General features: G+C 57.5%; 15 protein-coding genes. 3 read left to right on the top strand and 12 right to left on the bottom strand.

The features are described 5' to 3' along the window. Positions 1 to 80: 80 nt before the first annotated feature. From SDD30_RS13700 to SDD30_RS13670, 7 genes are all read right to left on the bottom strand, one after another. A complete protein-coding gene (locus tag SDD30_RS13700; protein WP_434075490.1) occupies positions 81 to 1,637 on the bottom strand; it encodes a 2-isopropylmalate synthase in 1,557 nt (518 codons plus the stop codon). Positions 1,638 to 1,971: 334 nt separating this feature from the next. Beyond that, positions 1,972 to 3,663, bottom strand: a complete 1,692-nt coding sequence (ilvB, locus tag SDD30_RS13695) for a biosynthetic-type acetolactate synthase large subunit (RefSeq protein WP_434075489.1) — start codon at positions 3,661 to 3,663, stop codon at positions 1,972 to 1,974. Beyond that, positions 3,647 to 4,165 carry an acetolactate synthase small subunit gene (gene ilvN / locus SDD30_RS13690; RefSeq protein ID WP_434075488.1) on the bottom strand — a complete coding sequence of 173 codons (519 nt, stop codon included), beginning with the start codon at positions 4,163 to 4,165 and terminating at the stop codon, positions 3,647 to 3,649. The genes ilvB (SDD30_RS13695) and ilvN overlap by 17 nt, the downstream gene beginning before the upstream one ends. Then, on the bottom strand, positions 4,162 to 5,871 hold the full coding sequence (gene ilvB / locus SDD30_RS13685) for a biosynthetic-type acetolactate synthase large subunit (protein ID WP_434075492.1): 1,710 nt from the start codon (positions 5,869 to 5,871) through the stop codon (positions 4,162 to 4,164). The genes ilvN and ilvB (SDD30_RS13685) overlap by 4 nt, the downstream gene beginning before the upstream one ends. A 55-nt stretch (positions 5,872 to 5,926) precedes the next feature. Then, positions 5,927 to 7,585 (bottom strand): dihydroxy-acid dehydratase, encoded by a 1,659-nt coding sequence (ilvD, locus tag SDD30_RS13680; RefSeq protein WP_434075487.1) that lies wholly within the window; start codon positions 7,583 to 7,585, stop codon positions 5,927 to 5,929. Positions 7,586 to 7,605: 20 nt separating this feature from the next. Further along, entirely contained in the window at positions 7,606 to 8,481 is an 876-nt protein-coding gene (gene ilvE, locus SDD30_RS13675) for a branched-chain-amino-acid transaminase (protein WP_434075486.1), read from the bottom strand. 207 nt (positions 8,482 to 8,688) lie between these two features. Then, positions 8,689 to 10,434, bottom strand: coding sequence for an L-lactate permease (locus SDD30_RS13670; RefSeq protein ID WP_434075485.1), 1,746 nt, complete (start codon positions 10,432 to 10,434; stop codon positions 8,689 to 8,691). 393 nt (positions 10,435 to 10,827) lie between these two features. On the opposite strand from SDD30_RS13670, the gene SDD30_RS13665 reads away from it, so the two are divergent. Then, positions 10,828 to 10,959, top strand: a complete 132-nt coding sequence (locus SDD30_RS13665) for a hypothetical protein (protein WP_434075484.1) — start codon at positions 10,828 to 10,830, stop codon at positions 10,957 to 10,959. A gap of 11 nt (positions 10,960 to 10,970) precedes the next feature. Then, the gene (locus tag SDD30_RS13660) at positions 10,971 to 11,105 is read left to right on the top strand and encodes a hypothetical protein (protein ID WP_434075483.1); all 135 of its coding nucleotides are present in this window, start codon (positions 10,971 to 10,973) and stop codon (positions 11,103 to 11,105) included. 134 nt (positions 11,106 to 11,239) lie between these two features. On the opposite strand, the gene SDD30_RS13655 is transcribed toward SDD30_RS13660, so the two are convergent. Further along, complete coding sequence (locus SDD30_RS13655) at positions 11,240 to 11,458, bottom strand: FmdB family zinc ribbon protein (protein ID WP_434075482.1); 219 nt, start codon at positions 11,456 to 11,458, stop codon at positions 11,240 to 11,242. Positions 11,459 to 11,482: 24 nt separating this feature from the next. Further along, positions 11,483 to 12,625 carry an HD-GYP domain-containing protein gene (locus tag SDD30_RS13650; RefSeq protein ID WP_434075491.1) on the bottom strand — a complete coding sequence of 381 codons (1,143 nt, stop codon included), beginning with the start codon at positions 12,623 to 12,625 and terminating at the stop codon, positions 11,483 to 11,485. Between the two features lie 159 nt (positions 12,626 to 12,784). On the opposite strand from SDD30_RS13650, the gene SDD30_RS13645 reads away from it, so the two are divergent. Beyond that, positions 12,785 to 13,147, top strand: a complete 363-nt coding sequence (locus SDD30_RS13645) for a tautomerase family protein (RefSeq protein ID WP_434075481.1) — start codon at positions 12,785 to 12,787, stop codon at positions 13,145 to 13,147. Positions 13,148 to 13,510: 363 nt separating this feature from the next. On the opposite strand, the gene SDD30_RS13640 is transcribed toward SDD30_RS13645, so the two are convergent. The 3 genes from SDD30_RS13640 to SDD30_RS13630 form a co-directional block, all read right to left on the bottom strand. Next, positions 13,511 to 15,016, bottom strand: coding sequence for an aminotransferase class I/II-fold pyridoxal phosphate-dependent enzyme (locus SDD30_RS13640; RefSeq protein ID WP_434075480.1), 1,506 nt, complete (start codon positions 15,014 to 15,016; stop codon positions 13,511 to 13,513). Between the two features lie 543 nt (positions 15,017 to 15,559). Further along, a complete protein-coding gene (gene fbp, locus SDD30_RS13635; RefSeq protein WP_434075479.1) occupies positions 15,560 to 16,699 on the bottom strand; it encodes a fructose-1,6-bisphosphate aldolase/phosphatase in 1,140 nt (379 codons plus the stop codon). Between the two features lie 329 nt (positions 16,700 to 17,028). Next, positions 17,029 to 18,489, bottom strand: coding sequence for an SLC13 family permease (locus SDD30_RS13630; protein WP_434075478.1), 1,461 nt, complete (start codon positions 18,487 to 18,489; stop codon positions 17,029 to 17,031). Between the last annotated feature and the right edge of the window lie 61 nt (positions 18,490 to 18,550).

Genomic DNA, 18,550 nt, shown 5'->3' with positions numbered 1-18,550 from the left:
CACCGCCTCTAACCCGGCGTGGGCGGCCAGGATCTTTTCCGTTATGGTCATGCCCATCTGGTGTTATCCCTTCTTCCCCATTATAATTGGCTTGCAGATTGAGCAGCTATGTTCTCCTCCCCTACCTCGTAAACCACCTTGTTGATGGCGTTCAGGTAGGCGCGGGCGCTGGCTTCCAGGACGTCGGTGCTGATGCCGCGGCCGATAAAGACCCGGTTGGCATACTCGATCTTTACCGTTACCTCACCGACGGCGTCCTTGCCGCCAGTAACGGCATTGAGGGTATAAGATTTAAGGCAGACCGGGATCTGGGTCAGTTTATCGATGGCCTTGAAGGCGGCGTCCACCGGCCCTTCGCCGCAGGCGGCCTCTTCTTTTAATTCCTCGCCTACCCGGATGCCGATGGTGGCCGTGGGCACCACCCGGTTGCCGGTGGAGATGTGGATATGCTCCAGGACGAATTTCTCCGGGATGTGCTTGACTTCGTGCTCGACAATGGCCTCCAGGTCGCGGTCGCTGATCTCCTTCTTGCGATCGGCCAGTTCTTTGAAGCGGGCGAAAGCCTTATCCAGCTCGGCCTCGCTGAGTTTAAAGCCCAGTTCCTCCAGGCGGCTGCGCAGGGCGTGGCGACCGGAGTGCTTACCCAGGAAAATATTATTCTGGACCAGGCCGATCATGGCCGGATTCATGATTTCGTAGGTAGTCCGCTCTTTCAGGACCCCGTCCTGGTGAATGCCGGCCTCATGGGTGAAGGCGTTTTTGCCGACAATGGCCTTGTTGTACTGGACGGGCATACCGGTAAGGCTGCTGACCAGTTTACTGGTGCGGTAGATCTCCTCAGTGACGATGCCCGTCCGGCAGCCGTAGTAATCCCGCCGGGTGTAAAGAGCCATAATCAGTTCCTCCAGGGCGGTGTTGCCGGCCCGTTCACCGATGCCGTTGATGGCCCCTTCCACCTGCAGGGCGCCGTTCTCGATGGCCGCCAGGGAATTGGCCACCGCCATTCCCAGGTCGTTATGGCAGTGCACGCTGATCTGCACTTGATCAATACCCGCCACCCGCTGCCGGATCTGGCTGATCAGACGGCCGAACTCCGCCGGGGTGGCATAGCCCACGGTGTCCGGAATATTAAGGACAGTAGCCCCGGCCTCGATGGCAGCGACTAGCACCTGGCAGAGGAAATCCAGGTCGCTCCGGGAGGCGTCCTCCGGCGAAAACTCGATATCCTGGCAGTAGCTTTTGGCTCGAGCCACGCCTCGCCGGACGGCCGCCAGGACCTCTTCCCTGGTCAGGCGTAGTTTATACTGTAAATGAATATCTGAGGTGGCAATAAAGACGTGGATGCGCGGTCGTTGGGCCTCCTGCAGGGCCTCCCAGGCGCGGTCGATGTCGCGGTCGTTGATCCGGGCCAGGCCGGCAATGACCGGTCCCTCGACTTCCCGGGCCACAGCCCGGACGGCCTCAAAGTCGCCGGGGGAGGCAATGGGGAAGCCGGCTTCGATGACATCAACCCTGAGCCGGGCCAGCTGGCGGGCGATCTCCAGCTTTTCCTGGATGTTCAAGCTTACCCCTGGTGATTGTTCGCCGTCGCGCAGGGTGGTATCGAAAATATAAATCCGCTTCGCGCTATCTGCCAAGGTATCAACCCTCTTTCGCCAATAATCTGCACCGTAGCGTGGTGATCGGAAACTGGCTTCTAAAATAGGCCTCTGCCAATAACCGCTGCGAGGCTGGCGGGTACAGACTCCAGGCTCCATGGTTCTCGGCTAGCAAACTTAGCGCTCAGCCTTGCTCAGCGACGGGGGTGGCTGGACTTTATCCCTTTGAACATTCATGACGGGGCGTGCTACTTATCGTTCCTGAAGTCACGTTATGATCCCCATCCCGTTCACCGTCGCCTCGCCGCGGCTTCGCTGAGTTTGCTGACACCTCGAACCAAGTTGCCTTCCGCCTGTACCCGCTAGCCTTTTCTTAGCCTACATTTTCCGGCAGCAGCATCTCATCCAGGCCGGCGCCCTCTGGGACCATGGGGTAAACCATCTCTTCCGGGCTGATGATACATTCGATGAGGGTCAGCCGGTCGTTACCCATGGCCCGGGCCAGAACGGGCACTACTTCTTCCTGCTTAGTAATCCGCAGGCCCTCGGCGCCGTAGCACTCCGCCAGGCGGACAAAGTCAGGATTAGCAGTAAACTCGACGGCTGTATACTGGCGGTCGTAATAGAAGTGCTGCAGCTGGCGCACCATGGCCAGGCTCTGGTTATTAAAAAGCAGGATTTTCAAGGGTAAACCCTGCTCCATGGCCGTACCCATCTCCGCCATGCTCATCTGGAAGCTGCCATCGCCGGTGATCAGCCACACCTGTTTATCCCGCCGGGCCAGGGCGACGCCTACGGCCGCCGGCAGGCCGTAACCCATGGTCCCCAGGCCGCAGGAGGAGACGAAGCTGCGGGGTTCCGTATAGCCGTAAAAGAGAGCGGCCCACATCTGGTGCTGGCCGACGTCGGTGACGATAATAGCCTGGCCGCGGGTCATTTCCCCCAGGCGTTCCATTACCCACTGGGGCCGCACCTCGCCGCCCCGGCCGTAGGTCAGGGGATAAAGGTTCCGCAACTCCTTGATCCGCTGCAGCCAGGAAGGGTGGCTGGCCGGCTCCACCAGGGGCAGGAGTTCCTGCAAAATGCAGCTAATATCCCCCACCAGGGGTAGATCCACGCGGACGTTTTTGCCTATCTCCGCCGGGTCAATATCCAGGTGGGCAATCCGGGCCCGGGGGGCGAATTTCTCCAGGGCCCCCGTCACCCGGTCGTCAAAACGTACCCCTAGCCCCACCAGGAGGTCGCATTCCATGAGGGCATGGTTGGCACAGGGCTTGCCGTGGAGGCCCACCATGCCCAGGGCCAGGGGATTATCCTCGGGGAAGGCTCCCAGGCCGGTCAGGGAAGTCACGACCGGTACCTGGAGTTTTTCGACCAACTGGCGCAAATAATCCTCGGCCCGGGAAGCCAGGACCCCACCCCCGGCGAAGATTAGCGGCCGCTCCGCCTCGCCCAGGAGCCGCGCCAGGGCGCGCAGCTGGCCCGGATGGCCCTGGTAGGTAGGTTTATACCCGCGCAGCTCCACCCTCTCCGGCAGCGGCGCCCGGCAGGGAGCCAGGGCCACATCCTTGGGTATATCCACCAGTACCGGCCCCGGCCGGCCGGTACTGGCGATATAAAAGGCTTCTTTAGCAATACGGGGTAATTCCTCGACGTCCTTGACCAGGTAGTTATGCTTGGTAATGGGAATGGTGATGCCGGTAATGTCCGTCTCCTGGAAGGCGTCGCTGCCCACCATCCGCGTCGGTACCTGGCCGGTAAAAATAACCACCGGCACCGAATCCATATAAGCGGCGGCGATGCCGGTGACCAGGTTGGTCGCCCCCGGCCCTGAAGTGGCCAGGCAGACCCCGGTCTTACCGCTGATCCGGGCGTAACCGCTGGCGGCATGGACGGCATTTTGCTCCTGGCGGACCAGGATGTGGCGGATGGAAGTACGGGCCAGCTCGGCGTAGAGGGGTAGTACCGCGCCACCGGGATAGCCAAAGATCAGTTCTACCCCTTCGGCCTGAAAGGTCTCTATAACGGCCCGGGCCCCGGTGCGCTCCTTACTCCCCTGTGTCATTGCCGCTGCCCTCCATTCCCCTGGTCTTCGCCCCCCGGAGCATGGCGATCTTACCTGTCCGCACTACCTCCCGGATACCGAAGGGCCGCAGGGAATTCTCGATGGCGTCGATCTTATCGGCATCGCCGGTAGCCTCAATAATCAAGCTGTTACGGGCGATATCGACAATCCGCGCCCGGAAGATATCGACAATCTGCATGATCTCCCCCCGCACAGCGGGTTCGGCGTTGACTTTAATGAGGATTAACTCCCGCCCTACGTAAGGATCGGCGGTGATATCGCTAATTTTAATCACATCAATAAGTTTATTGAGCTGCTTGCCGACCTGTTCGATGATCTGCTCGTCGCCGTCGACGACGATGGTCATGCGGGAAATAGAAGGGTTTTCGGTCCGGCCTACAGCCAAGCTGTCAATATTGTAACCCCGGCGGCTGAAGAGGCCCGCCACCCGGGTCAGGACACCGGGGCGGTTTTCTACCAGGACTGAAAGGGTACGCTTCATGCTCCCCTACCTCCCGTCACCATCTTATTGAGGGTGCCCCCCGGCGGCACCATGGGGAAGACGTTCTCCTCCCGGTCGATCTTCACGTCCAGCAGGAAGGGACCCGGGGTCGCCAGGGCTTCAGTCAAGGCCGGGACGACTTCCTCGCTGGTCAATACCAGCCGCCCCGGGATGCGGTAGGCTGCGGCTACCTTGACAAAATCCGGGTTGCCGAGCATCTCCGAGTAGGCGTAACGCCGGTCAAAGAAGAACTCCTGCCACTGGCGTACCATTCCCAGGTAACCGTTGTTCATAATGATGATTTTTACCGGCAGCTGGTAGTGGCTGATGGTGGCCAGCTCCTGGATATTCATCTGGAAACTGCCGTCACCGGTGATGGCCACTACCATCTCCCCCGGCCGGGCTATGGCGGCACCCATGGCCGCCGGCACGCCAAAGCCCATGGTGCCCAGGCCGCAGGATGAAAAGAAAGCCCGGGGCCGTTCCAGGGGGTAGTAGTGGACGGCCCACATCTGGTGCTGGCCGACGTCGGTGGCGATCAGGGCCTGCCCTTTAGTAAGATTGTATAATTCCTCCAGGACATATTGGGGCTTCAGACCGCACCTTTCATAACGCAGGGGGTTTTCGTCCTGCCAGCGCCGGATCTGCTGGCGCCAGGCCGGGTGTTCCCCTTTTTCCGGCAGTTTCTCCAACAAGGCTGCCAGGCCCTGGCGGGCATCGCTGACAATGGGGATATGGGCCGTGACGACCTTGCCGATCTCGGCGGCGTCAATATCAATATGAATAATTTTCGCTTGCGGAGCGAAAGCTTCAATTTTTCCCGTCACCCGATCGTCGAAGCGGACGCCGACCCCGATGATGAGGTCCGTCTCACACATGGCGTAGTTGGCCGCTGCCGTGCCGTGCATACCGACCATGCCGACAAAGAGGGGACTGGTTTCCGGGAAGCCCCCCTTACCCATCATGCTCATGACCACCGGGATATCCTGACCCTCGGCCAGCTGCCGCACCTCTTCATGGGCCCCGGAGGTAATTACCCCGCCCCCGATAAAGAGGAGGGGCCTTGCGGCAGCGGCTATGGCGGCGGCCGCCTGGTTTACCTGCAGGGCATGGGGTAACACCTTGCTCCGGTAACCGGGCAGGTGCAGTTTAGGCGGGTAGCGAAAGACCGCCCGCTGGGTAGTAAGATCCTTGGGAATATCAATCAAGACCGGTCCTGGCCGGCCGGTGGTGGCAATATAAAAAGCCTCGTGGATGGTAGCTGCCAGGTCGTGGACGTTCTTTACCAGGTAATTGGCCTTGGTTACGGGCAGGGTAATGCCCGTAATGTCGGCTTCCTGGAAGGAATCGTGGCCGATCATCTCGACACTGACCTGGCCGGTGAGGGCTACCAGGGGAATGGAGTCCATATAGGCGTTGGTAATACCCGTCACCAGGTTGGTAGCTCCCGGGCCGGATGTGGCAATACAGACGCCGGGTCTGCCGCTGGCGCGGGCGTAACCCTCGGCGGCATGGGCAGCACCCTGCTCATGCCGCGTCAGGATATGGCGGATACTGGAAACCGCCAGTTCGTGATAGAGGGGGAGGACGGAACCGCCCGGGATACCGAATACGGTATCCACGCCCTCGGCCTGGAGGGCTTTAATGATAATCTCCGCCCCGGTTAGTTTTTTCGCTTCAGCTCGATCCCCAATGGTAAAAAGCACCCCTTTGCGCTTAAGATATTTTGACAAGATGGGTTCCCGCCTGGCGCCGCAGTCTTTATGCCAGCACCGCGCCCTTAGCCCCGGAAGTAACCATGCGCGCGTAGCGGGCCAGGTAACCGCTGGTGATCTTCGGCGGCGGCGCCTGCCAGTTATGCCGGCGCCGGGCGATTTCCTCTTCGGCTACCTTTAATTCTAATTTACCAGCTTCAATATCAATGGCGATGGTATCGCCCTCTTCGACCAGGGCGATAAGGCCCCCAGCCGCCGCCTCCGGCGAGACGTGGCCGATGGAAGCACCCCGGCTGGCTCCTGAGAAACGCCCGTCGGTGATGAGGGCCACGGAACTATCCAGGCCCATACCGGCCAGGGCCGCCGTGGGGCTGAGCATCTCCTGCATCCCCGGGCCACCCCGCGGTCCCTCATAACGGATGACAATGACATCCCCGGGTTTAATTCTCTGACCCATGATGGCGGCAAAGGCCTCTTCCTCGCTGTTAAAGACCCGGGCCGGCCCTTCATGCTGCATCATCTGCGGCAGGACGGCGCCCTTCTTGACCACGGCGCCCTCGGGAGCCAGGTTGCCGTACAGGACAGCCAGGCCGCCCTCGGCGCTGTAGGGGTCTTCGACGGGCCGGATAACCTCCCGCCGGCTGACCTCCCGGCCGCCGATGTTTTCCGCCACCGTCCGGCCGGTTACCGTCAGGAGGCTGCCGTCAATCAGGCCGTGGCGGTAGAGTTCATTCATTACCGCCGGGATGCCCCCGGCTTCGTCCAGGTCTTGGATGTGCTGGCTGCCGGCCGGGCTGAGCTTGCAGATCTGGGGCGTACGGCGGTTAATCTTCCCGAAAATCGTGAGATCCAGCTCGACCCCGGCTTCGTGGGCAATGGCCGGCAGGTGCAGGCAGGTGTTGGTGGAACCTCCCAGGGCCATATCTACGGTTACGGCATTACGGAAGGCCGCAGCCGTCATGATGTCCAGGGGCCGGATATTCTTCTGCAAGAGCTGCATCACCTGCATGCCGGCTTCCTTAGCCAGGCGCACCCGGGCGCCGCTGACGGCCGGGATGGTGCCGTTACCGGGTAGGCCCAGACCTAAGGCTTCCACCATGCAGTTCATAGTGTTGGCGGTAAACATGCCGGCACAGGAACCGCAGCCCGGGCAAGCGCAGTTCTCCAACTCCGCCACCTCGGTTACCGTCATTTTACCGGCCTGGGTGGCGCCTACCGCTTCAAACATGGTGTTTAAGTCAACATCCCGGCCCTGGTAACGGCCGGCCAGCATGGGACCGCCACTGACAAAGATGGCCGGGATATTCAACCGGGCCGCCGCCATTAACATACCAGGCACGATTTTATCGCAGTTAGTAATAAACACCAGCGCGTCAAAGGGATGGGCAATGGCCATCACCTCCACCATATCGGCGATTAGTTCCCGGCTGGCCAGGGAGTACTTCATACCCACATGGTTCATAGCCAGGCCGTCACAGACGCCAATGGTGGGAAACTCCAGGGGCGTACCACCGGCCAGGCGCACCCCCGCCTTGACAGCCTCAGCCAGGGTATTTAAATGAAAATGGCCAGGGATCAATTCGTTATGGGCGTTGACAATGCCGATAATGGGCTGCGCGATCTCCGCGTCCGTCAGGCCCATGGCCTTGAGCAGGGAGCGGTGGGGGGCCTTGGCCAGCCCCGTTTTCATAGCGTCACTGCGCATGCCTTTCCTCTCCTATCTTTTTAAAAGATTTCCGGGCCGTCGGTTTTGGTTAACTCCCGGTAACGGGCAATTAGATCCCTGGTTATGGGGCCTGGCTGGCCGTTACCAATGGGCCGGCCGTCGACTTTAACTACCGGAATGGCCTCCGCCGCCGTGCCGGTGAGGAAGCATTCGTCGGCCACATAAACGTCGTGGCGGGTAAAGACCTTCTCGTAAACCGGAATGCCGGCTTGGGCCGCCAGTTCCATGACGGCGTTACGGGTAATACCTTCCAGGAGGCCGACAAAGGGCGGCGGGGTAATTAACTGCCCGTTCTTAACAATGAAGATGTTATCGCCGGTGGCCTCAGCCACGTAACCCTCTTTATTCAGGAAAAGCCCTTCCGGAGCGCCAGCCCGGGTGGCCTCCATTTTAGCGATGATGTTATTCAGGTAGTTCAGGGACTTGATGCGCGGGTCCAGGGCATCAGGAGCGTTACGCCGGGTCCCCAGGGTCACCAGTTCCAGGCCCTTTTCGTAGAGTTCCGCCGGATAGAGTTCAATGGCCGCCGCGATGCAAAAGATGGACGGCCGGGGGCACTTGCGGGGATCGAGGCCCAGGTCGCCCTTACCCCGGGTAATGACCAGGCGGATATAGGCATCCTGCAGGTTATTGCGCCGGCAGGTCTCCAGCACCACTGCGATCATTTCCTCTTTGCTCAGGCCAGGGTCCAGGTTGATCGACCGGGCGGAATCATACAGCCTGTTGATATGCTCTTTTAAACGAAAAACCCGACCGTAGTAGGCGCGGATCCCCTCAAAGACACCGTCGCCATAGAGCAGGCCATGATCAAAGACAGACAACTTCGCCTCTTCTTCGTCGACATACTCACCGTCAAGATAGATAGTCAGCCCCACGATTTCTCCTCCTCATATACCGGTCGGTGGTGGGCGCCGGGGCCGGCGCGACAAAAGCCGCAAAATATGTTTATGTTTCAGTATAAAGAACCGTATACCAGGTGTCAAGGATTTTTCGCCGATGGTAAAGATTAAGTATTGGTTAAGCAAAAAATAAGGGCTGCCACGAAAGGCAACCCTTACTTTTTTATTCTCCTGTGCTGCAGCTTACGGCGTGAAGGGTACCTGCATACCAGTAAAGACGTAGGCCTGGAGCCAGACCAGGGTGCTCAGGAGGATGGCCAGGGCCAGGCTGTGCCAGACGACGTTACGGAAGATGGGGCCAACGGCCTGCATACCCTCTTCATGGTTTTCATAACAGGCTACCGTGGAAACGACGATACTCTGGGCGTCAATCATCTTACCCATAACACCGCCGGTACTGTTGGCCGTAACGATGAGGACCGGATTCAACCCCAACTGTTCCGCCGTAATCCGCTGCAGGCTGCCGAACATGGCGTTGGAGGAGGTGTCGCTGCCGGTGAGGAAGACCCCCAACCAGCCGAGCATGGAGGCAAAGAAGGGATAGGCCGCCCCGGTGCGGGTGAAGGCCAGGCCTAGGATGGCGTCGGTGCCAGCATAGCGGGTGGTAAAGCCTAGACCGACAACCGTGGTGATCACCGTAATGGGCACCTTCATCCTGGTAACTGTACGGCGGAAGGCCTCTGACCATTGGGCCGGCGTCAACCGCAGGACGAAGAACCCGGAAATTAAAGCAGCAATCATAATGCCCGTGCCGGCGGCCGACAGCCAGTTAAAGACATAAATGGCGCCCTCCAATTCAGGCTTGGTCCCGTGGACCACCGGCGGTGTACGGAAAACTACCCCATGCAAGAAGGGCATGGCGAGCTTAGGTGCAGAGATACTATTAAGAAAGCTTTTCCAGAAGTCCATACCCCAGAGGAAAACGGCCGCCGCCAGGAGGACCCAGGGCAACCAGGCCTGGATAATCTCCCCGGTAGTATACTTGGGGCCCTGCATTTTTTTAACCGCTACAGCACTGGCAGCCGCCGCTTCGGGATTGGTGAATTCATCTTCCGAAAAAACAATGTGTTTTGGTTGCCAGACTTTGAGGAACAGGGCGGTTATGATCATGCTGACAATACCGCTCATAATATCTACCAGCATGACGTTGCCCGCCTGGGACATTAGTAACTGGGTCAGGGCGAAAGAGGCGCCGCAGACCAGGGTCGCCGGCCAGACCTCCCAGATATCCTTCCACTTGCCTTTATCCATAAAGACCAGGGTCGCCACCAGCCAGAAGGGGACGATGATGGAGAAGAAGGGCAACTGGCGACCGGCCATCATGGTTATCAAGTGCTCGGGAATGCCACTAACCTTACCCAGCATAATGATCGGTGTGCCAATGGCTCCCCAGGCTACCGGTGCTGTATTGGCAATCAAGCAGATTACGGCTGCCTGGAGGGGACGGAAGCCCAGGCCGACCATCATGGCTCCGGCCACAGCCACCGGGGTGCCAAAGCCGGCGGCACCCTCCATGAAGGCGCCGAAGCTAAAAGCCACCAGCAGTGCCTGTAAGCGCCGGTCCGGGGTAATGCCGGCCACCGTGTTTTTAACGATCTCAAATTTACCGGTCACCAGGGTCATGGTATAAAGGAAGATAGCTGAAAAGACAATCCAGCCAATGGGCAGGAGCCCGTTAAAGGCACCCATGACGAAGGCGCTAATAGCCGTCGGCACCGGCATTCTCATCATCAATACTGACACCAAGATGCCGACCACGGCCGCGCTGATGGCCGCATAAGGAGCAAAGATGCCCCGATGTTTGTGGCCATACTTATCCGTCCAGGGATGGATGGCCAGCAGGTACAGGAGGACGACGATGGGTAGGGCGGCAAAGACAGTCGACAGGAAGACATTGCCCAGGGGGTTATAATTTTGATAGTAGGGCAAAAGAATCCCTCCTCGTAAAGAAAATAAGGTAAATCAGTGCTCGAGTTACCGAACGGACAGCAGTGTTAAAGGATGGACCCAAAGAAGAAATAGTGACTCCGTTGCTACTATAGTAAACCTTATAAAACTATCCCCTTGGAACATTCCCACCCCCCTCTTCTTGGATCATATGCCCCCTGGCCGGACGGCATGCCCTTTCTAGTTAAATGGCAGCCACCTGGTGGCCAGACCAGGTAATTTTATATATTCAACAAAAGACCAGATTCTCCTGCTAAATGGTCTAAAAATTTTCTTTTGATTACAAACTTGTGATATATATAACATGCTTTGCGGCGTATAAATTCCGGCCCCCGGTAGATGCTAAGGATAAACCACAGGAAAGGAGCTCTATCTATGGCCAAATTGGAGGAATTGGAAATCGCCCATTTAAGTGATGAGCAAAGCAAGCGCTTGCAGGAAACGGAGAAACTAATTAATGCCGCCGGTAATCAGGATATCTACCTGCTGGCTTTGAAGAAAAAGTAAGGTGAAGGAAAATGTCCCTTAATGGCCTTATACGCCAGGTTATCCACCGTGCCGTCGGCCTGGGTGAAGGCCTGGCGACCATGCCGGTCAAGGCCTTCCGGGAACTCTTTGAAGACGAACAGCAGCAACAACCGCCGGCATCTTGAGATTATCCAGCCGCTCAGGCAGCGACATCCTAAGTACCAGCCCCGCTCCCCAGGATACCGGCTTAAAAAGAAAGCCCGGAAAACTCTTGTTCCCGGGCTTACAGCCCCCATAAGTGGGGCTTTTTATATTATCTTTAATGGCAACCGCTGCAGCTGCTGCAGCTACCGCCACTGCAACTGCTCCCCGTAGAACTAAGCCCGGGTTCACCCTTGCGGGCGTAGAGGAAACCAGTAAACCTCTGGCTCACTTTACCGCCACACTCCGGGCAACGGACCTTATCCCTATCCTTAATCGCCGCAAACTTGCTAAAAAGATGACCGCACTCATCGCATTTGAAATCATAGGTCGGCATGATGTCATCTCCCTTCCTTGGTGATTATAACACCTCGCGCCCTTCTCTGCCAGCACCGGCAACCGAACCCTCCCCGCCTGCCGGCGGTACAGCCTCCGGTGGCAGGACGCGACAAACAAAGTGATCCGGGTCCACCGTCAGGTCCAGGGAAGAGGGTACGGTATAGGGCTTTCCATCGGCATGGTAAATAAGACGTACCCGCGGCTGGTGGGAATGCCCCCGGGCAGTGCCGGTAACCACCCCGACCTCGCCGTTATTCAATTTCACCATAGTTCCCACGGGGTAGGCAGCTACATTGAGCAAAAAGGCCTTGATTATCCGGTAGTCATGGGTAAAATTCCCTGCTCCGGCCAGCATTTCGTAGGCTTCATAGGGCGGGTAAGCTCGCCGGTAAACCCGGTCTGCCGTCAGGGCATCGTAAACGTCGACGACACCAGTAATCCGGGCGAATTCATGGATCTCTTCCCCTTTCAATCCCCGGGGGTAACCGCTGCCGTTATAGCGTTCGTGGTGTTCCAGGGCCACCCGGGCCGAGACCAGGCTTACTTCCTTCTGCAGCCGCAGGATATCGAAACCGTACTGGGCATGATGGCAAACCAGCTCGTATTCCTCCACCGTCAGCCGGCCGGGTTTATTCAAAATATGTAAGGGTATACAGGTCTTACCGATATCATGGAGCAGGGCGCCCATCCCCAGGTGCAGAAGGGCGGAGCGGGTGTAATGCAGGGTCAGACCTGTAACCAGGGCCAGGATGCAGACATTCACCGAGTGGGCGAAGGTATAATCGTCCAGGGTACGGATGTCGGTCAAATTAAGCATCAATTCTTTCCGATCCAGGAGATCCTCCAGGAGGCTGTTGATCACCCGTTCAAGACGGGTGTAATCAGCCAGCAAGGGCGTATGGTCCCTTTCCCCCTCATGCCAGGAGCCGAAGAGGTCTTTCATGACCTTGATAGCCTGCAGCCGGGTTTTCTCGCTGACGACGTCTTCTATTTCCAGATCGTCAAGAATCCCATCCCGGACATATACTGCCGGTATGCCTAGTTCCCTTAAGCGAATCAGGTAGCTGGGCTTCAGGGTCATCCCTTCATTTAGTAAAACCCGGCCCTCGGCATTGTAAATAGCCCGGGCCACCACCATCCCCGGCTGCAAGGCATCAACTGGCATTTTACGCACTAACGGCCACTCCTCTTCCCGCCACGCCTTTATTTCGACACCGGGGAAAAAAATCCTTCCCGGCAAAGAGCCCCCGGGGGCAGGGCGGCAGGAAAAACAACTGCTGGTAGCGAACTTTTTATTAAACAGGTTTGCAGGGAGATGATACTTATGCCCCTGGCTACCGTCCAAATCTGGGAAGGTGTCGACCGGGCCAGCAAGCAGAAACTCATCGAAGCCTTCCGCGCGGCCATGATCAAATACGGGGGCCTGGACCCGAAGGAGATCTATATCGTTATCCAAGATCTATCCCGGGATAGCTATACCATTAAGAACGTCTTGAGTTCCGAGGACACCCTGACCTGCGCCACCGTCCGCGGTTGCTCCTTCAGCGGCCAGGAGGGCTGCCTGCTGAAGCAGGGTAAAAACTGCTGGGAGACGGACCATGGTTGCCCCTTGAACCCCTGCGCCGGCAAACACGATGAGTGTAACTTTTTCCGCCATGTCCAGTTGATGGAGGTTGTCAACCAGTAATTCATTTTAGCCCAGTCGTACTTCTGAGCTTCCGTGTTATTAAAGGGGAGTTAACCCTTCCAAAAGGACGCTATCAAAAAAACCACCCTGACTGGGTGGTTTTTCTTATTTTGAATGCTGGTTGTGGGGGAAAATGCTGTAACCGGGATCCCTTTGCTGGCGGTAGAGGTAATACCCTAGGGCCAGAACCGCTCCGGCTAGAATAACAATGCCATAAATCAATGCCTGCACCCCCATAAATCGGCTGGTACCCGTTTATTAACAAAGCTCTTATTGACCTTACCTACATTTCTTAGTATAGGGGGTAGTAACCGGAGTGTCAAGGTTTGAACCTGGCGACAGATTGACGCAGCAAAACAAAATTCACGCCAGGCCGACCCGGCCGACCAACCCGTGTTCGTGCAGGCTCACTGTATCCTTCAGGACGCGGATATACTTTATTTCCGGATCCTCCGGCCCCTGCAAGTCGGCGTGTTCATTTTTGAGCAGGGTGACGTAATCGATAATCTCCCTGGTAATGACCTCGCCCGGGCACACCAGGGGGATGCCCGGTGGGTAGGCCGTGATCGCCTCGGCGCTAATCTCGCCCTCGGCCTGCTCCAGTTCCAGGCTGCGGGTCTGGCTATAGAACGCCTCCCGGGGTAAGGCCGCCATCCGGGGGATGGCCGGCAGGGGCGGGCAAAAGCGAATTATGTTTTTCCGAGAGCGTTCCTCGGCGATGGCTTTAAAGGCGGCTACCAGCCGGCCGGCGGTCTCTTCGTTGTCGCCGATGGAGACCAGGAGCAGGACGTTATAAAGGTCAGAGAGTTCTACCTGGATCTTGTATTCCTGCCGCAGCAGGTTTTCCATTTCATAACCCGACATCCCCAGGCCCTGGACGTTAACGGTAATCTTGGTGGGATCCAGGTAGCTGCACCCCGGCAGGTGAGTCACCTCATCGCCCATAATGGCTAGACCCTCAATGCGAGCCAGCTCTCCGCGAATCCACCGGGCCAGGGCCAGGGTGCGATCCAGGAGTTCCCGACCCCGAAGGGCCATCTGCTTCCGGGCCACATCCAGGGAGGCCAGCAGGATATATGAGGGACTGGTGGTCTGAGAGAGGTTCAGGACAGCTTTAATATGCTTGGGGTCCAATCTCCCGCCCTGGAGGAGAAGAAAAGAACTCTGGGTCATAGAACCGGCCAGTTTATGGGCGCTGCTGGCCGCCAGGTCGGCTCCTGCCTCCATGGCCGAGTCAGGCAGGGCGTCATGAAACTTCAGGTGGGCACCGTGGGCCTCATCCACCAGGACCGGCACGTTATACCTGTGGGCGACGACGACAATCTCCTTTAAAGGGGGTACGGTGCCGTAATAATTGGGGCTGATAACGAAAACGGCCTTTGTATCCGGGTGTTCCCTTAACGCCCCTTCTACCTGTTCCGGGGTAATGCCCATGGAGATGCCAAAGTCCGCATTGATGGCCGGTTCGATATAGACCGGCCGGGCACCGCTCAGAATCAACCCTCCCAGGGCCGAGCGGTGGGCGTTACGGGGGATGATAATCTTATCCCCCGGCTGGCAGACGGCCAGGATCATGGCCTGGATACCGGAGGTGGTACCGTTGACCAGAAAAAAGGCCTGTTCTGCTCCATAGGCCGCCGCCGTCAGTTCCTCTGCCTCCCGGATGACATCCCGGGGATTGCAGATATTATCCAGTCCCGGCACGCAGGTGAGGTCCATGGCCAGGACCTTCTCACCCACGTATTCTTTAAACTCGGGCAGGGCCCGGCCCTGTTTATGGCCAGGCACATGGAAAGGTATAATGCCTGCATCGATATATTGCTTTACCGCTGTAAAAACCGGCGTCCGGGTCTGGTCCAGCACGGCCATCGCCCCCATGTATCTTTTGCAACAGAAATTATTACAACATAAACCTGGTTGAGATGCAAGAAGTTTTTTCCCTATATTTTTATGGGTTGCGGCCGGATTCAGTGACTCTGAATCAAAAAAGGAGCTATCAGAATGGCTCCTTTGAAAACAGATGTGCGAGGTGGGAGGTGAGAAGTGGGAGGCTGGTAGAAACGGGCTACGCCGGTTCCTGATTAAAGCTAGCCCAGCCTGTCACGGGGCCGGCGGTTACAGGCGAAAGGCGACTTTGGTTTGAGGCGTCAGCAAACTCAGCGAAGCCGAACCGCGGCGGCGGTGAACGGGATGGGGATCGTAACGTGGCTTTAGAAGCGAAAAGTAGCACACTCCGTTACGAGTGATTAAAGGGATAATACCCAGCCACCCCCGCCGCCGCGGAAGGCTGAGCGCCAAGTTTGCTAGCCGAAAACCACCGGAGCCCGAGCCTGTACCGCCAGCCACTGCTGTATCAGCTGTTTTCATGCTTTCGTTGTGGGGGGCACTAGCCCCCCACGAGCGGCTCCTTTGCTATTTAGCTCCTAATTCCTCGGCTTCCTGCTCCAGGTCGTCGCGGCGGCCGACTTTGACAAAGCGGTCCTGCAGTTTGGCCATGACCTCTGGCATGGTGGTATACTCCATATCCTCCAAGGGCAGGCGGTGGGGCTCAAAGGGACCCAGGGAACGCAGGTAGTTGGCGATCTCGTTAGCCGTCTGGCGGGCCTTATCAAAGGCCACATCGCCGAAGAAGTCCTGGGGACCAACCAAGCGTCCCCCAGCCAGCTGGAAGCCCATGGCCACCACCCGCGGCGGCCCGTCAAAACGCGTCGGCGCTGACTGGTTCATCCCTACCGGCATCAGGGGGCCAACATGGGAACCGCGCATCCAGCCGGCCACCAGGTGGGGGTTGGCGAAGGGCTCCAGGGCTTCACCCACAGCTGGCAGGCCGCTCTGGCAGCGGACGATACAGACCGGGTCGTCTTTCCCCACGTAGCGCCCGGCCATGAGGTTTAGACGCTGGGTGCTGGACACGGCAGCGATTTCGCCTGTAGTTTTTGAGTGAACGCTCTTGATGCAGTAACGGCCTGGAGCGCCGATAAAGACCAGGAGATCGTAAAGTTCTTCGGGTAAAGAGAACTCCACCCGCTCGTTCTTGATCAGGTCATAAACCTCAAAGCGAAAGCCCTGGTGCATCTTGGGGTCAATGACCAGGCCGATGGTATTAAAGGGATCGGCGAACATTTTATACAGGGGGAGATTCCATGCTCCGGGCTCGGTTTTATCGGCGGCAAAAACGATCACCGGCTCGCTCCTGCGTTCCTCAAACTCCATTTCCGCCACGCCGGGTCCCATGCCCTTGATATTGCCGGAAAAGGCATCCGACAAGAGGTCCTGGCCGGCGCCGTAGAGCTTCAGCTCCCGGGCCACCTCCGTACACTGGAGAAAAACATTCCAGGCTAAATGATGAATTTCCGGGCAATCGACGCCATATTTATGGGTCATGATGAGGTCAATGTCATCACCGACATGGGCCACCCGGTAGTCAATGAGAAGTTTGCTTCCGGCCAGGGAGCGTTCCGCTGTCTCCAGCAGGCGCGGGTGGACGCTGGAGTGACCAACATAACCGCCAATATCAGCCTTAATAACGCTCAAGGTAATCCTTTCACCCAAAGTAGCATAGCCTCCTTACCCAAATTAAAAGTAATTGTGTTATACTATATGCCATCATATTCGATATAGAATAGCATATTCCTTCTTTTGTAATATGTTTTTTGGATAAAAAAATAAGGGGCCTGAGCGGACCCCAGAATGACGGGATAAAATAGGATGTGATTGAAGAGCAGACAAGATGGCATGGAACACGAGATATTTAGCCTTTGCTAATTTGTCCCCGGCCATAAGGGCTTTGCCGGCGTCACCGGGTAATCGGCACTTCTAAGATAACAGCACCCGCCATACAGGCGTCTACGGAGATGCCCACCGGCCCTGTACCCGCCCCTCTAAGGTAACGGCACCCCCGCCGGCATCCCGGCGATAACCAGGCCGGCGGCAATAGCCACGGCGCTAATCAGGGTCATAATCACACCGATCTTGAAGAGGTCTTTAAAGCTAAAATAACCATAGGCGTAGGGCAAAACAAAGGAGGGACTCTCAGTCACCAGGATAAAGTGGGTAGAAGAGGCAAAGCCAGCGGCAATGGCCAGGGATAACACCGGCAGGGCGTTTTGCTGGGCATAGGCAATGATAAAGGGTACATTGACCGAGGCCGCCGCCGTAAAACTGGAGAAGCCCAGGGAATCCACCGCTACCAGCAGGGTAACCGCCAGGGGCTGGAGGGCATGGGGCAGGACGGCCATGGGTTTCAGGGCATGCTGGGCCACCCACTGGGCCAGGCCGCTCTGGCTGGCCCCCAGGCCCAAGGCGAAGCCGCCCACCACCAGCATCAGCGCGCCCCATTCCAGACGTTTTTCCACATCGCTCCATTTTTTAAAAACACCAAAGCCCGGCATGGACAGGAGGCCCAAAATAATTAGCGACACCAGGGCGATGGGCATCTTATTCCAGGACCCGGTAAGCCATAGGACTACTGCCAGGAGGAAGACGACCAGGGTGGTAATCTCCTCCACGGACCAGGAACCCATACTTCTCAATTCCTTGCGGATAACCTCTTTCCCGTAAGGCAATTCTTTAATTTCTGGAGGAAAAATTTTGAGAATCAGCCACCAGGAAATAAGGCCGACCACCAGGAATATTGGCGTGGCTATGGCCACCCAGTCCAGGAAGGAGACCGCTATTTTAGCCTTGGTAAGAAAACTCATGGTAATCACGTTAGAAGCCACCCCCGAGGGGGTACAAATGCCGCCCAGGGTCGAACCGAACATGATGGCCATCATCAATCCCCGTCCCAGGTTACTCTCCCCCGGTTTGGCATCCACCGATTGCAGCAGGCCGACAACGATAGGCAGCATCATGGCCACTACGGCCACGTCGGTGACAAACATGGAGATAACGAAGGATACCAGGAAGTAAATACCGATTACCCGATTAACTTTGGTACCGGAAAGGGCGAGTAACAAGTAGGTGATGCGCTTGCCCAGGCCGGACATGGTAAAGGCCACCGACAGGGCCAGCACGCCCACCAGGAAGGGGACAAAGCTGTCGCCGAAACTCTGGGCGATGGATTTATCAAGGCTGAGAATTCCCGTAAAGTGGAGCATCACCGGGACCATGAGGGCCGTCACCGGGATGGGTAGGGTCTCCGTCAGCCACCAGAAAACTGTCGTCACCATGACCCCCAGGGTGCGCATGGCCTGGGGTTTCATATCAGCCGGCACCGGTAAAATGGAGAAAAGCCCCAGGATGGCCAGGCCGATAATAAAGTAAACCCATTTGATGCCGGAATTTTTCGCAGCCGCAACCGGCTGCTGGCCGGTCGTGCCGGCTTGACTGGCAGTAGCCATTATTTATCCCCGCCTTTACTTCAAGATTGTATTGTCATGGGGAAATTAAACGATTAATATT

This window comes from Moorella naiadis (nom. illeg.), from assembly GCF_051020825.1.
Classification (GTDB): Bacteria; Bacillota; DSM-521; order Neomoorellales; family Neomoorellaceae; genus Neomoorella; species Neomoorella naiadis.
This window is presented reverse-complemented; position numbering and strand designations above follow the sequence as displayed.